The 14483-nt window shown below is 65.0% G+C and carries 13 protein-coding genes and 1 tRNA gene; 2 read left to right on the top strand and 12 right to left on the bottom strand.

The features are described 5' to 3' along the window. Positions 1-37: 37 nt before the first annotated feature. The 12 genes from thrB to ACTSLZ_RS06810 form a co-directional block, all read right to left on the bottom strand. Positions 38-1063: a homoserine kinase gene (gene thrB / locus ACTSLZ_RS06865; RefSeq protein WP_129314155.1), complete on the bottom strand. Its 1026-nt coding sequence runs from the start codon at positions 1061-1063 to the stop codon at positions 38-40. A gap of 10 nt (positions 1064-1073) precedes the next feature. Continuing rightward, the gene (gene thrC / locus ACTSLZ_RS06860) at positions 1074-2174 is read right to left on the bottom strand and encodes a threonine synthase (protein WP_443094548.1); all 1101 of its coding nucleotides are present in this window, start codon (positions 2172-2174) and stop codon (positions 1074-1076) included. Positions 2175-2238: 64 nt separating this feature from the next. Further along, positions 2239-3537 carry a homoserine dehydrogenase gene (locus ACTSLZ_RS06855; protein WP_178979672.1) on the bottom strand — a complete coding sequence of 433 codons (1299 nt, stop codon included), beginning with the start codon at positions 3535-3537 and terminating at the stop codon, positions 2239-2241. 29 nt (positions 3538-3566) lie between these two features. After that, entirely contained in the window at positions 3567-5054 is a 1488-nt protein-coding gene (locus tag ACTSLZ_RS06850; RefSeq protein WP_443094547.1) for a diaminopimelate decarboxylase family protein, read from the bottom strand. After that, complete coding sequence (argS, locus tag ACTSLZ_RS06845; protein ID WP_443094546.1) at positions 5055-6713, bottom strand: arginine--tRNA ligase; 1659 nt, start codon at positions 6711-6713, stop codon at positions 5055-5057. It lies immediately after the preceding gene. Positions 6714-6806: 93 nt separating this feature from the next. Next, positions 6807-7898: a HoxN/HupN/NixA family nickel/cobalt transporter gene (locus tag ACTSLZ_RS06840; RefSeq protein WP_443094545.1), complete on the bottom strand. Its 1092-nt coding sequence runs from the start codon at positions 7896-7898 to the stop codon at positions 6807-6809. Positions 7899-7932: 34 nt separating this feature from the next. Next, entirely contained in the window at positions 7933-8835 is a 903-nt protein-coding gene (locus tag ACTSLZ_RS06835; RefSeq protein WP_443094544.1) for an urease accessory protein UreD, read from the bottom strand. Continuing rightward, on the bottom strand, positions 8836-9450 hold the full coding sequence (ureG, locus tag ACTSLZ_RS06830; RefSeq protein WP_397554871.1) for an urease accessory protein UreG: 615 nt from the start codon (positions 9448-9450) through the stop codon (positions 8836-8838). A 24-nt stretch (positions 9451-9474) separates the two neighbouring features. Further along, complete coding sequence (locus ACTSLZ_RS06825) at positions 9475-10188, bottom strand: urease accessory protein UreF (RefSeq protein ID WP_443094543.1); 714 nt, start codon at positions 10186-10188, stop codon at positions 9475-9477. Next, positions 10169-10657: an urease accessory protein UreE gene (gene ureE, locus ACTSLZ_RS06820; protein WP_436594251.1), complete on the bottom strand. Its 489-nt coding sequence runs from the start codon at positions 10655-10657 to the stop codon at positions 10169-10171. Before ureE ends, ACTSLZ_RS06825 begins: the two co-directional genes overlap by 20 nt. Positions 10658-10685: 28 nt before the next feature. Then, entirely contained in the window at positions 10686-12401 is a 1716-nt protein-coding gene (gene ureC / locus ACTSLZ_RS06815) for an urease subunit alpha (RefSeq protein WP_443094542.1), read from the bottom strand. A gap of 16 nt (positions 12402-12417) precedes the next feature. Next, a complete protein-coding gene (locus ACTSLZ_RS06810; protein WP_443094541.1) occupies positions 12418-13173 on the bottom strand; it encodes an urease subunit gamma in 756 nt (251 codons plus the stop codon). Between the two features lie 201 nt (positions 13174-13374). On the opposite strand from ACTSLZ_RS06810, the gene ACTSLZ_RS06805 reads away from it, so the two are divergent. After that, positions 13375-13447: transfer RNA gene (locus ACTSLZ_RS06805), tRNA-Arg, on the top strand. 74 nt (positions 13448-13521) lie between these two features. Next, entirely contained in the window at positions 13522-14400 is an 879-nt protein-coding gene (locus tag ACTSLZ_RS06800; RefSeq protein ID WP_443094540.1) for an alpha/beta hydrolase fold domain-containing protein, read from the top strand. Positions 14401-14483 lie beyond the last annotated feature (83 nt).

Raw genomic sequence — 14483 nt, 5'->3', positions numbered from 1 at the left:
CCGGAGATCGACCATCCGGTCGGCGAGCACCGGTTCTTCAACGAAGCGTTCCGGGCTCAATGTGGTCAACTATAACACCGTTGCCGTCCACGGTCAGCCTTTCGACATCCCAATTCACGATTCGATCATCGAGGACGTTGGCCGGCGTGTCGTAGAAGTCGTCCATCGCCTCCGCCGCGCGTTCGGCTTCGGAGACATTAGCTGCGAGCACCAGGACCGTGGGTCCCGCACCGGAAACGATAGCTGCCAGCCCCCTGCCCCGCAGGTGGGCGACCAGGGCGGCGCTCGGCCCCATGGCGCTGGCGCGGTACTGCTGATGAAGAGAGTCCTCCGTCCCGGCAAACAGCTCGGAGGGCTCATCCTTCATCGCATGGACCAAGAGCGCGGCCCTGCCGGAATTGACCGCCGCTTCGCGGTGCGGAACCGATTCCGGGATCAGACCGCGCGCAATTCGCGTCGGGACCTCATAGTCCGGCACGGCGACGACGGGCACGACGTCGTCGTGAACGGGAACGGAGACCGAATGGAAACCATCGGCTCCGGAATAGGAGATCACCAGGCCGCCGAAGAGTGAGGGCGCGACGTTGTCGGGGTGCCCCTCCATCTGGGAACAGATCTGGAGCATCGCATTCTCGGACAATCGAAGGTCTTGGGGAACCATCGCGTTGGCCGCAACGACGCCCGCGACGATCGCCGACGCGGAAGACCCCATCCCCCGGGAATGGGGGATGCCGTTGACGGCTTCGACCCGAAGCCCCGGCAGGGCATGCATCCCGATGGCCCGCCAGGCCGTGCGCATGGCCCGAATCACCAGGTGTTCCTCGGTCCGGGGAACCGATCCGCTGCCCTCGCCCCGTACGTCGAGGACCAGCGGCTCGTCGGTTCTCTCCACGGTCAGCTCGTCGTACCTGCCCAGCGCAAGCCCGAGACTGTCGTACCCGGGCCCGACGTTGCCGGTAGATCCCGGGACACGCACCCGGACCGCCGTTCCGACGGGAATGAGGTCCGTCCCGTAGGAAGCCGCGGATTCGCCGTCGACCAGGGGTGATGAGCTGATATCCATGATCGGTTCCTTACTCCAGGCCGAGTGCGTCGGCCACGGACACGACGTCGAAAGGAACCTTCGTGGGCTCGATGTCATCGCCATCCGCACCACGAAGCGCCCACTGGGGGTCCTTGAGGCCGTGCCCGGTCACCGTGATGACAATCGTCGCCCCGGTCGGCGCCTGGCCCGCATGGTGCTTCTTGAGCAAACCTGCGACCCCCGCCGCGGAGGCGGGTTCCACGAACACGCCTTCCCGCGAGGAGAGCCACCGATGTGCCTCGAGGATTTCATCGTCCGTCACGGACTCGATGAGCCCGCCGGACTCCTCCCGTGCGGTTTCCGCCTTGTCCCACGACGCCGGGTTGCCGATGCGGATCGCGGTGGCGATCGTCTCGGGCTCGCTGACGGGATGGCCCAGCACGATGGGGGCCGCGCCCTCGGCCTGGAAACCCCACATGGCCGGCGTCTTCGTGGCGACGGGCGCGATCGTCTCGCCGGCGTCGTTGACGTACGGAGCCGCGTACTCCTTGTACCCCTTCCAGTAGGCCGTGATGTTCCCGGCATTGCCCACGGGCAGCAAGTGGTAGTCCGGTGCATCGCCCAGCACGTCCACGACCTCGAAGGAGCCCGTCTTCTGCCCCTCGATGCGGGCGGGATTCACGGAATTGACCAAGAACACCGGGTAGCTCTCCGCGAGTTTGCGGGCGACCTCGAGGCAGTTGTCGAAGTTGCCCTCGACCTGGAGCAGCTCGGCTCCGTGCGCGATCGCCTGCGACAGTTTGCCCATCGCGATCTTTCCGTCCGGCACCAGGACGCCGCACTTGAGACCCGCCTGGGTCGCGTATGCGGCGGCGGAGGCCGAGGTATTGCCCGTCGAGGCACAGACCACGGCTTCGGCCCCTTGTTCCTTGGCGGCGGTGATGGCCATCGTCATGCCGCGGTCCTTGAACGACCCGGTCGGGTTCATCCCCTCGAACTTGATGTAGACCTCGTTGCCGGTGTGTTCCGAGAGCTTGGGCGCGCGGATCAGGGGGGTTCCGCCTTCGCCGAGCGTCACGACCTCGGTCTCGTCGGTCACGGGGAGCCGATCGCGGTACTCGTGGACGACCCCTCGCCAGACGTGTGCCATGGATTTCCTTTTCTGTGTTGAACGAAACCGGGTCGGTGCCCGGTCGGACTGGTGGACAGTGTGTTCAGCCCTCGACCTGGATCACCGAGGTGACGTCGTAGACCGTGGACAGGGAGGACAACTCGTCGATCGTGGAGCGGAGGCTCTCGTCGCTGGTCTTGTGGGTCACGATGCGGATCGTGGCGTGATCGCCTTCGACGTCCTCCTTTTCCCGATGTTTGGTCTGGTGCATGGTCTGGATCGAGACGCCGTGTTCGGCGAACACGTTCGCGATGGCGGCCAGCACCCCCAGCTTGTCCCTCACCCGCAGACCGACGGTGTACCGGGAGACGACGTTGGACAGTGACGTCGCCTTCAGCCCGGCATAGGACGAGTCCGGCACACCCGGACCGCCGAGGACCGATCGGCGGGCCAGCGAGACGAAATCGCCCAGCACCGCCGAGGCCGTGGGCGCTCCTCCGGCGCCCGGACCGTAGAACATGAGCTCTCCGGCATCGCGGGATTCCACGAAGACCGCGTTGTACGCGTCCCGGACGCTGGCCAGTGGATGGGACCGAGGGATGAGCGTGGGATTGACGCGAATGTTGACCCCGTCCCCGTCGAGTTCGCACACCGAGAGCAGCTTGATCACGTAGCCGTCCTCGGCCGCGGCGGCGACGTCGTCGGCCGTGATGTCCCTGATGCCCTGGCAGTGCACGTCGTCGATCGTGAACTCGGAGTGGAAGGCCAGTGATGCGACGATCGCGGCCTTGGCCGCGGCGTCGAGACCGTCGACGTCGGCGGTCGGGTCCGCCTCCGCGTAGCCGAGATTCTGCGCCTCCGTCAGGGCGTCGTCGAACTGGGCGCCCGTGGAATCCATCGCGTCCAGCATGAAGTTGGTGGTCCCGTTCATGATGCCGAGGACTCGGGTGACCCGGTCCCCCGCGAGAGAGTCCCTCAACGGACGCAGAATCGGAATCGCGCCGGCCACCGCGGCCTCGTACGAAAGCTGGGCGCCGTTCTCCGCCGCTGCCCGGTGGAGTTCCGCACCGTGCGCGGCCAGAAGGGCCTTGTTGCCCGAGACCACGTGCTTGCCCTGCTCCAGGGCCCGAAGGATGCGGGTCCGGGCGGGCTCCATGCCACCGGTGAGTTCGATGACGACGTCGGCCCCATCGATGAGGGTCTCCGCATCCGTGGTGTAGAGGCCCGGGTCCGCCTGGTAGTCCCGCTCGGCGTCGAGCGAGCGGACGGCGATGCCGATCAGCTCCGGAACGGCACCGATGCGTCGGGACAGTTCCTCGGAATCCTCCGTGAGGGCCTTCGCTACCTGCGAGCCCACGGTTCCGGCACCCAGGAGTGCCACCTTGATCGTCGATTCGGTCATAGTCTCTCCTATTGCGTCGGGATGCGTCCTCAGAGGGCGGCGTCCCTGGCGAAAAGATCGTCCTCGGTCTCGCCGCGCACGATGGTGCGCGGTGTCTGCCCGGACGACGTCGCGACCACTCCGGGCCGCGGCAGGTAGTTGTAGTTGCTCGACAGGGACCAGCAGTATGCCCCCGTCGCGGCGACCGCCAGGATGTCGCCGCTACGCAGATCCGCGGGAAGATAGCAGTAGCGGACCAGAATGTCTCCGGATTCGCAGTGTTTGCCCACGACACGGGACAGGACCTGTTCGCCCAGCGGTTCCCGGTTGGCAAGGACCACGCTGTAGTCGGCGTCGTAGAGAACCGGACGAGCATTGTCCGACATGCCGCCGTCCACCGCGACGTAACGCCTGACCTGGGTGCGGCCGGACTCGGCGTCGATCGCGACATCCTTGATCGTGCCGACGGTGTACAGCGTCGTTCCCGCGGGCCCGCTCAGAGCACGTCCCGGCTCGATCGACAGGTGCGGAATCCGAAGCCCCAGCGCCGAGCAGGACTTCGCCACGCTGTCCGCGAGGTCTTTGGCAATGTCCCGGGCCGGACGAGGCGCGTCCCCGGGAATGTATCCGATGCCGTATCCGCCGCCCAGGTCGAGTTCGGGGATCTCCCGCTCGATGCGTCCGGTGACCTCGGCGATGAACGCGAGGAGCCGTTCGGCCGCCAGGGCGAACCCATCGGCCTCGAAAATCTGGGACCCGATGTGGCAATGGAAACCGCGCAGGTCGATCCCGCCCAGCGCCTCCGCGACCAGGGCCGCCAGCATCGCCACCGAATCTGACGAGGAAACGGCCGTTTCCGACCGGAGCGCGGGATCGACGTCGGCCTCGGCCAGCGCGGCGGTCCCGTCGGCCAGCGAGAGACCGAATTTCTGGTCCTCGTGGGCCGTCGCGATGAAGTCGTGCGTCTCTGCGTGGACACCCGGGGTGATTCGAATCATGACCGGCGCCGTTGTGTCCATGTCCCGCGCAATGCGGTCGATCTGGACCAGTTCCGGCACGGAATCCGCGACGATCCTGCCGACGCCGTTCTCCAGGGCGCGCCGGATTTCCGACCCCGACTTGTTGTTGCCGTGCAGGGCGATGCGCTGGCCGGGCATGCCCGCGGCCAGACCGAGGCCGAGCTCGCCGCCCGACGCGGTGTCCAGGTTGAGGCCCTCCTCCTGGGCCCACCGGACCACCGCGGCGCACAGAAAGGATTTGCCCGCGTAGTAGACGGAGACTTCCGCCCCGTGGTCGCCGAAGGCCTCTTCGAAGGCCTGCCGGTATTCGCGGGCGCGGCTTCTGAAGGTGTCCTCGGACCAGATGTATCCGGGAGTCCCGAATTCATCGACCAGATCGGAGACGGTGTGCCCGTCGATGGTCAGTTCTCCTCCGGTCGACCGTTCGAAGGACGGGGTCCAGATGTGGCGGTCGAGGGCGGCCGGGTCGGAGGGCAGCCGCAGCCACTCGGGCACGGCGGCAGATGGTGAGTTCGCCATTTACATCCTCTCCGGTGCGGTCACACCCAGCAGATGGAGGCCGTTGGCCAGAACCTGGGTCACGGCGTCGTTCAGCGCAAGCCGCGTACGGTGCGTGTCGGTGATGTCCTCGGTGCCCTTCGGGGTCACCCGGCAGGCGTCGTACCAGCGGTGGTAGGCCCCGGCCAGGCGTTCGAGGTAGCGGGCGACTCGGTGGGGTTCGCGGAATTCGGCCGATTCGGCGATCACGCTCGGGAACTGACCGAGCTCCGCCAGGAGCTCCTCGTCCGCCGGGGTGTTCAGCAGCGCCGCGTCGAAGGTCTCGTCCGAACGCACGACGCCGGCGTCGGCCGCGTTCCGGGCCACGGCGCACGTCCGGGCGTGAGCGTACTGGACGTAGAACACCGGGTTCTCGTTCGAACGACGGGTCAGCAGGTCGAGATCGATGTCGATGTTCGAGTCGACCGAGAACCGGGTCAGGGAATACCGTGCGGCGTCCGTGCCGACGGCGTCGACCAGATCTTCCAGGGTCACCACGGTTCCCGCACGCTTGGACATGCGCACGGCCTCGCCGTCCCTGACCAGGTTGACCATTTGGCCGATCATGACCTCGACGGCGTCCGGGTCGTCCCCGATGGCGGCCGCCGCGGCCTTGAGCCGTGCGATGTATCCGTGGTGGTCGGCCCCGAGCATGTAGATCGCCAGGTGTGCGCCGCGCGCTCTCTTGTCGGCGATGTAGGCGATGTCGCCGGCGATGTACGCGGCGTTGCCGTCGGATTTGATGACCACCCGGTCCTTGTCGTCCCCGTAGTCGGTCGAGCGCAGCCACCACGCGCCATCGGCGTGGTAGAGCTTGTCGCTGCCCTTGAGCTGCTCCAGGATCTTCTCGACCTGCCCCGATTCGAACAGCGAGTTCTCGTGGAAGTAGACGTCGAAGTCGACGCCGAACTCGTGCAGGGACTTCTTGATGTCCGCAAACATCATGTCGACCCCGTAGGACCGGAAAATTTCTTGCGGGTCGTCCGCGTCCAGGGCGTCGGGCACCTCGCGCAGGACGCGCTGGGCGATGTCCTCGATGTACTGGCCGCCGTAGCCGTCCTCGGGTGCCGGTTCCTGGCGCGCCTTCGCCAGGAGCGAGTTCGAGAAACGATCGATCTGGGTCCCGTGGTCGTTGAAGTAGTATTCGCGGGTCACGTCGGCCCCGTTCGCCTCCAGGATGCGCGCCAGCGAATCACCGACGGCGGCCCACCGGGTGCCGCCCAGGTGGATCGGGCCCGTGGGGTTGGCCGAGACGAACTCCAGATTGATGTGCGTTCCCTCGAGTTTCGAGGAACGCCCGTACGCTGGTCCCGCCGCGAGAATGTTCTTGGCCAGGACGCCGGCCGCGGCGGCGTCGAGAACCACATTCAGGAAGCCCGGGCCCGCAATGTCCACGCCCGAGACACCGTCCACGGAAGCGATCCGTTCCGCGAGGATCTGCGCGACGTCGCGCGGATTCTTGCCGACCTTCTTGCCGAGTTGCAGGGCGATATTGGTGCTCCAGTCGCCGTGCGCCCGATTCTTGGGTCGTTCGACCCTCATCTCGGGGAGCGTCTGGCCTTCGGACAGCACGAGCTGGCCGGCGTCGATGGCCTCGTGCAGGCACGCGGAAATTGCTTCGGAGAGTTCTTCGGGAGTCACCCGGTCAGTCTACAAGGAATGCCGCGGCCGCCGGTTTCGTGACGTCGCCTCGCCCGAACACCCCGGCGGAGCCAAGGATTCCTTGCAGGACTTTCATCGGCGATCCGTGGCCGGCTCCATAGCCTCCAGACGGTTTGCCTGGCGACGGTGGGCCGCGACGAATCCGACCCAGAGGACCACGAAACAGCCCACGAGCACCAGACCGGCGTCACCGAGATCCACGTCAGCCATCCAGGTTGTCATCGGGTCGTCGAGATCAAAGAGATCGTGGACGAACCCGCCGAGAGTCAGCACGGAGATCCCGAGCGCTGCGACCGAGGACACCGCGGTCACGCTCGCGTTGAATCGGATCCTGGTCATTCCGTCCGCGATAGCCGAAGAGTACAAACGCATCATCCCGAGACCATTGATCGTGTCGCAGAGCGTCATCGCGGCCGTGAATGCGAGGGGAAGTCCCAGGAGGGCCAGGGCCGGAACGCCGGCCAGCGAGGCACTGGCAGTCAGGAGGAGCAGCCCGATCGTCGTGGCAGTGTCGAATCCCAGGCCGAACAGGAAGCCGATGACGAAGATGTCTCTGGGTCGCCGGACCTTGGACAAGGGCTTCCTGAGCAAACGCGAGATCAAGCCCCAGGTCTCGTCTGCCCCCTGAGCCGGCAGGCCTTCCGGGACGACATCTCCTGTCCGGATCCTGCGGGTCAGCCGCCAGGCTATACCGCTGTTGAACAGGCCCAGGATCAGCAGATACAAGCCCGAGACTCCCGCCCCGATCAGTCCGAGCACCAGATTTGCCGTGCTGCCTTCCTCAAAGGCCCCGTGCACGAATTGTGCTCCGGCAATGACCATGACCCCGGCCAGGGTCACAACCATGGAGTGGCCCAGGCTGAATGCGAAGCCGACGCTGGCCGGGTTCCTGCCTTCGGACACGAATTTCCGCGTCGAATTGTCGATCGCAGCGATGTGGTCCCAGTCGTAACTGTGCTTCATACCGGCGACGTAGGCCGTCAGCACCACTCCGAGGGCCAGCGGCTGGGCTCCAGGGGCCACCGCGGTCAGGAGCAGTCCCAGGGCAGCCAGGTGCAGAAGGACGACCGCACCCACGGTGAAGACGACCCTCGTCCTCAGCGGCAGTTGCTCCCGACGCCGGACGTAATGGGTGAAGAAATTCGTGGTGAACGCTTGTGTCATGGGAATAGTCCTTCGCTGGTCGCCGGAAACTTTTTCAGTACTTGCGCAGGTTCATCGGTTGCTGACCGCGCAATCGCTTCCGGGCCTCGTTCGCTGCAGCCAGGTGGAGTTCCTGGATGTCTTCCGTCCTGTGTGCCAGGCTGCGCAGGGCCCAGCACTTGAGCCCGTCCCGCCGCTCGATGCCCACGCGGGTCAGCCCCGAGAGAGTCCGGGAGGCGTCCATGATGTCGCACAAGGCCTCGTAGAAGTGCTCGTCCAGGCCTTGATCCGCCAACAGAAGTTGGCCCGTATGACTGTGCCCTTCCATGAACCCCACCCCGGAGATCTCCGAGCCCTCTCCTGGCTTGATCCGCAACTGGTCCACGGCCAATCGCCTCGGACGCTCCTCGGAATGGACCCTGATCTCTGTCCGCATCCTGAGTTCCGAATAGGCGAACTCCGCTCCCGTCGGAGACCACCCCGGGGTGATGATCTCGGCGGTCAGCAAGGATGCCTCCGGATGCATGTCGATCACGGTGTCCTGGACGTACTCGCCGTCCCTGTACACGATCAATTGGTCGGGTACCGATTCGAGACTCGCGCCGCGCCCGAGCACGACCCGCATGTTCTGGTGGGCGGGTCCCTGGGGGGTCCGGTAGACCTTGGTCGCGGACTGGGTGGTGAGCAGCAGGGCCGCACCCGGGGTGACGGTCACGTCGATGTCATAGGTCTCCGCGCCGAAGTAGGCACCCCCGGGGTTGACCATCGTGCAGACCACCTGCCCCGAATCGTCGAGTCGAAGAGGTTTGAGCACTCGCAGCGCCCTCTCGTGGTACTGCTCCGATACGTAGGATCGACCGCCGCGCACGTCGATGCCGAGTCGCAGCCTGCCAGCGTATCGGTCGTCCGGGCTTGTCGGTCCGGCGAGCAACCGTGAGCCGTGGGCGATGCCTGTCATCTAGGCGAGATCCACCATGAGTACGTCGTTGCGCAACCAGTTCAGGACGTCCCCGAGACCGTCGTCGGTGACCAGATTGGTCATGGCAAAGGGCTTGTCCTTTCGGAAGACCCGTGAGTCGGCCTCCATCACGGACAGGTCGGCTCCGACGTGGGGGGCGAGGTCCGTCTTGTTGATGATGAACAGATCCGATTTGATCATGCCCTGTCCGGCTTTTCGAGGAATCTTCTCCCCCTGGGCGACGTCGATGACGTAGATCGAGAAGTCCACGAGTTCGGGGCTGAAGGTTGCCGAGAGGTTGTCTCCTCCGGACTCGACGAAGATGATCTGAAGGTCCTGGTGCCGTTTGCGCATCTCCTCGATCGCGGCTTCGTTCATCGAGGTGTCCTCGCGCACGGCCGTATGCGGGCATCCCCCGGTTTCCAACCCGATGATGTGGTCCTCGGGGAGCACCGAATTCCTCGCGAGGATTTTCGCGTCCTCAATCGTGTAGATGTCATTCGTGATCGCTGCCATCGGGATCTGCTCGCTGACAGCCCGCGAGATGCGCTCAATGAGTTGTGTCTTTCCGGCCCCGACGGGGCCGCCAATACCGATGATGATCGGTTGCGTCATGATTCTCCTTCTTGTCCTGTGATCTCAGCTCATGAACAGTCGCGCTCTCTGGCGCTCATGAACCATCTGGGCTATTTCCAGACCGGGTGAGACCGCACCCAGGTCTCTGATGTCCAGGCTCCGTGAGGTTTCGACCGCCCCCAAGACGTCCGGTTGCAGGGCCGCGATGATGCGTTGACCCGCGTTCTGGCCCAGCGGGATGCCTCGCACAGCGTTCTGCGTGAGGGAGACGACGGAGGCAAAAACGTGGGCCGTCACTGCCTGATCGACGGGTACTCCGAGGTCTCGGGCCAGGACCGCGAGGGAGACGGCCTGATGCCCCTGGCATCGCCCGTCGTCGACCGCCCGCCCGTACGCTTCGGTCCACCGCCCCCCGTGGGTTTCGGCCCCAATCGCGAGCAGCCTCCGCCCCATGGTCACCCCGCCGTCCCGGATCTGTCGGGGCAACGACTGAGCTGTCACCAGCTCGTCGAGATCCACGAGGTCACCGTCCTCCGAGGCCCTGTACGCCAAACGCACGGCCGTCGCATCCGTGAACGTCAGTTGTTGTTCGACGAACATCCGAAGCCACTGCCGAAAGGTGTCCTCGCCGTCCACTTCGCCGCGCGCCATATAGGTCTCGAAGCCCAGCGAGTGGCTGAACGCTCCGGTGGGGAGAGCGGAATCGGTCAACTGCAACAGCCCCATCAGCCGGCTCAGCATCTCCGGCTCGGAGGGATCAGTGGGTGTGTTCTGCATGGCGGAACGGCTCGGGCATGATGCGCGACTGCCGCACGAAGTCGACTTCCTCGGCGCGGAGATAGCTCTCCACAGTATGGTCGTATTGCACGACCATGACTTGCGCCTCGTACTCGCTGTCGTCCGCGAAGAACTGCGCCTGGAGGTGCCGGTTCCCGAGACTGTGAGCGATTCTCCCCATCTCAAGGACCGACCTCGGCCTGATCACCAGCACATCGGTCGGAAGGACCGAGACGACGATCGCCGATTCGTCGCTGCGCTCGGGAAGCGCCAGCACATCTCCATCCTTCAGGTCGGGAGATCGGGGCGGCAGCCGGAGCCCGAACTCGGTGCCGTGGTCCGTGCTCAAACGCTGTATCCGCTTGACGAGGTCTTCGCCGGCCAACGACACCTTTTCCACATGTCTCTCCCGGAGGCGGGCCGCGATGTCGTCCTGTTGCGCGTTCCCCAGTATTCGGGTCACGATCATTGATTTCCTCCTTGTGCGAGGGGTGTGGTCAGAACAGGTAGTAACGCTGGGTCATCGGCAGTTCACGTGCCGGGTCACACGAAATCACGTCCCCATTGACCCTGACTTCGTAGGTCTCCGGGTCCACGGACAACCTGGGGGTCTTGTCGTTGAACCGAAGATCACTCTTGGTCAGGTTCCTGATGCCGTGGCATGTACGGATCGTTTTGTTGAGCCCCAGCAGACGGGGAACCTGGGACCTTTCCGCTGCTTGGGACACGAAGGTGATGGACGAGGAAGCCGTCGCCATTCCGTATGCGCCGAAGGCCTTGCGGTAGTTGCGGGGCTGAGGGGTCGGTATCGAAGCGTTCGGGTCTCCCATCGGGCCGTGGACCATCTGGCCGCCCTTGATGATGAGGTCTGGCCTGACCCCGAAGAACTTCGGCTCCCACAACACGAGATCAGCGAATTTTCCTACCTCGACCGACCCCACGGAATCTGAGATCCCGTGAGCGATCGCGGGGTTGATCGTGTATTTCGACACGAACCTCTTGATTCGGAAGTTGTCTCCGGCCGTGCCTTCGTCCTCCGGCAATTTGCCGCGCTGCCTCTTCATGGAATGGGCTACCTGCCAGGTCCGGATCACGACCTCTCCGACCCGCCCCATCGCTTGCGAGTCGGATGACGTCATCGAAAATATGCCCATGTCGTGCAGCACGTCTTCGGCCGCGATGGTTTCCTTGCGGATGCGCGAGTCGGCGAAGGCGACGTCTTCCGGGATATCGGCCCGCAAGTGGTGACAGACCATGAGCATGTCCAGATGCTCCTCGGCCGTATTCCGCGTGTACGGCAGGGTTGGGTTCGTCGAGGCAGGCAGGATGTTGGACTCGGCCGCGAGCTCAATGATGTCCGGGGCGTGTCCCCCGCCTGCGCCTTCCGTGTGGAAGGTATGGATCACCCGACCGTCGATCGCGGCCTTGGTGTCCTCGACGAACCCGGCTTCGTTCAGGGTGTCCGTATGGATCGCCACCTGGACGTCGTATTCGTCCGCGACCTGAAGCGACGTGTTGATCGACGACGGCGTCGCGCCCCAGTCCTCATGCACTTTCAGACCGATCGCGCCGGCCCGGATTTGCTCGCTCAACGGCGAGACCGACGAACCGTGCCCCTTGCCCAGGAGGCCGAAATTCATCGGGAACGCCTCGAAGGATCGCAGCATGTTGTGGATGTTCCACTCGCCCGGAGTGATCGTGGTCGCCTTGGACGATTCGCTGGGCCCGGTTCCTCCACCGATCATCGTGGTGATCCCGGACACCAGTGCGGTCTCGATCTGATCGGGACTGATGAAGTGGATATGGGCATCGATTCCCCCGGCCGTCAGGATCTTTCCCTCACCAGAGACGACGTCCGTGGCCACACCGATCACGATGTCGACACCGTTCATGGTGTGTGGGTTCCCGGCTTTGCCGATTCCAGCGATGTGGCCGTCCCGCACGCTCACGTCAGCCTTGTAGATACCCGTCGAATCGATGATGATCACGTTGGTGATCACCAGATCAGGGACTCCGACGTCTCGGACGAGCTGTCCGTTCTGTCCCATTCCGTCCCGGATCACCTTCCCGCCACCGAACACGGCCTCTTCTCCCGGCGTCGTCAGGTCACGTTCGACCTCGGCGTACAGGTCGGTATCCGCCAGACGCACGGCGTCGCCGGCCGTGGGGCCGTACAGGTTGGAGTACTGGTCACGGTTCATATGGAAACTCATGCGGTCTCGCTTCCGTTCAGGCGTCCGGCCGGGTTTGGTTCGAGTAATCGTCCTCATCCCTGGCGGGCAAGGGGGCGGGGGCATCGCCGGCCGCCGACTCATGCCTCGCAGGCATGGAGTCGTCCTTGAGATGGGTGGGTCGGCCGGCATCCAACGGGCCGTCCACGAGGTCACGGAAGCCGAAGACGGTGCGGTCGCCACCGATGGACACGAGGGAGACCGATTTCCGGTCCCCCGGTTCGAACCTGACCGCCGTGCCTGCGGGAATATCGAGACGGAACCCACGGGCCGCCTGACGGTCGAACGCAAGCGATCGGTTGACCTCGGCGAAGTGGAAGTGCGAACCGACCTGAACCGGTCGATCACCGCGGTTGAGCACCTCCAGGCTGATGGTCTCCCGATCCGTCGTGCATTCGATCGGTTCCTCGGCCAATCGGTACTCTCCCGGCACGAACCGCGATTCGCCCGCGGGGCGTATGGGCTCGTGGACAGTGACGAGCTTGGTCCCGTCCGGGAAAGTGGCCTCGACCTGAACATCGGGGATCATCTCCGGCACCCCGTCCTGGACGTCGTCCACGCTCAGGATCGTGGTTCCCCAACTCATCAGATCGGCGACGCTGCGTCCGTCACGAGCTCCTTCGAGCAATTCATACGTGATGATTGCCACAGCCTCCGGGTAATTGAGGCGCAGGCCCCGCGCCTGGCGCCGTCGAGCGAGGTCGGCGGCCACGACCGTCATCAGCTTGTCTTGTTCACGGGGTTGCAGATGCACAGCAGACGCTCCTCAGTCCGGTGTGGGCCTCGGTGCGGCCGTGAGCTGGCCAAACCGATCCTCAGATAGTGAGTCTATGTATCGAGCAGTCTATGTACTACTCCCGCAGTCTGGGAGCAGGCTGAGATATCCGTGCGGGTCGGACCGTTGTTCTCGGCCTGGTCTCCACCAGGTCCATTTCCTGGTATGCTGTTCTGCGTTGCCCTCGTAGCTCAGTGGATAGAGCGCTTGCCTCCGGAGCAAGAAGTCGTAGGTTCGAATCCTATCGAGGGCACGGTCAAGACCCCGTCCCGCCCGAGCGGGAACGGGGTCGTTTCGTACCGAGCCGGACCGAGCGGAGACGAACCCATGATGAGCGGCTTCTACACTTCCGCGCAGGAAGAGGACCGCTCCTTCGATCTTCACTCCCCCACTGTTCCGCTCCCCGGGCCCGCGCCCCTGGTGATTCATTTCCACGGAGGCGCGTGGCGGTTCGGGGACAAATCTTCGATGCTCTTCTCGGTCAACGGGCAGCACAGGGGGCGCGAGCGCCTGCAGGCGAGCGGATATTTCGTGGCGTCGGTCAACTACCGGCTGTCCCATCGGGCGCTGTTTCCCGCGCAGCTGCACGACGCCAAGTCCGCGGTGCGCTACTTTCGCACCCACGCCGAACAATTCGGCGTCGATCCGCAGCGCATCATGTTCTCCGGGGCCTCGGCCGGCGGCCATCTCGCCCAGCTGCTCGCGGCGACTCCCGATTCCGGAAACGCCTATCTCGAGGGCCCAGATGCCGATGTCGCCTCGAGCGACGTCGCCGGCGCCGTGAGCTTCTACGGGGTCAGCGACCTGCGCACCATATTCGACGACAGGATCGCCTGCGGTTTCCCGAAGGATCATCCCGACGACGACGGCGCCGAAGCCAGGCTGCTCGGGTCCGGATATCCGGCCCCGGATTCCGGCGCGGCGGAGCAGGCGTGGACGTGGGCGCACCCCGTCGACTACGCGAAGGACCAGAAACTGGCTCCGCGTCACCGTCCGGTGTTCTACGTCCACGGGGCCGACGATTCCTGCGTTCCCTGGATCCAGTCCGGCACTCCGCACCGCGCCCTGCGTGCCCGCGGAGTGCCGACGTCGCTCGAGGTCGTCCCGGACGCCGAGCACTCGGACGCACGAATTTTCCACGACGACGAGCGATTGCGCAGAATCGTCCGTTGGGTCGAGGAACGGAGCGCCGCCAACCTGTCCTGAAGTTTTCGGGGTGCCCCACAAGCGCCGGCCGACCGAATATTCGTGCGGACCGGGCCGACCGCACCTCGGGCTCCGCCCGGTAA

The sequence above is a fragment of the Rothia koreensis genome (genome assembly GCF_052232265.1).
GTDB lineage: Bacteria > Actinomycetota > Actinomycetes > Actinomycetales > Micrococcaceae > Rothia > Rothia koreensis.
Note: the sequence above shows the minus strand (reverse complement) of the source record. Positions and strands in the feature narration are given on the sequence as shown.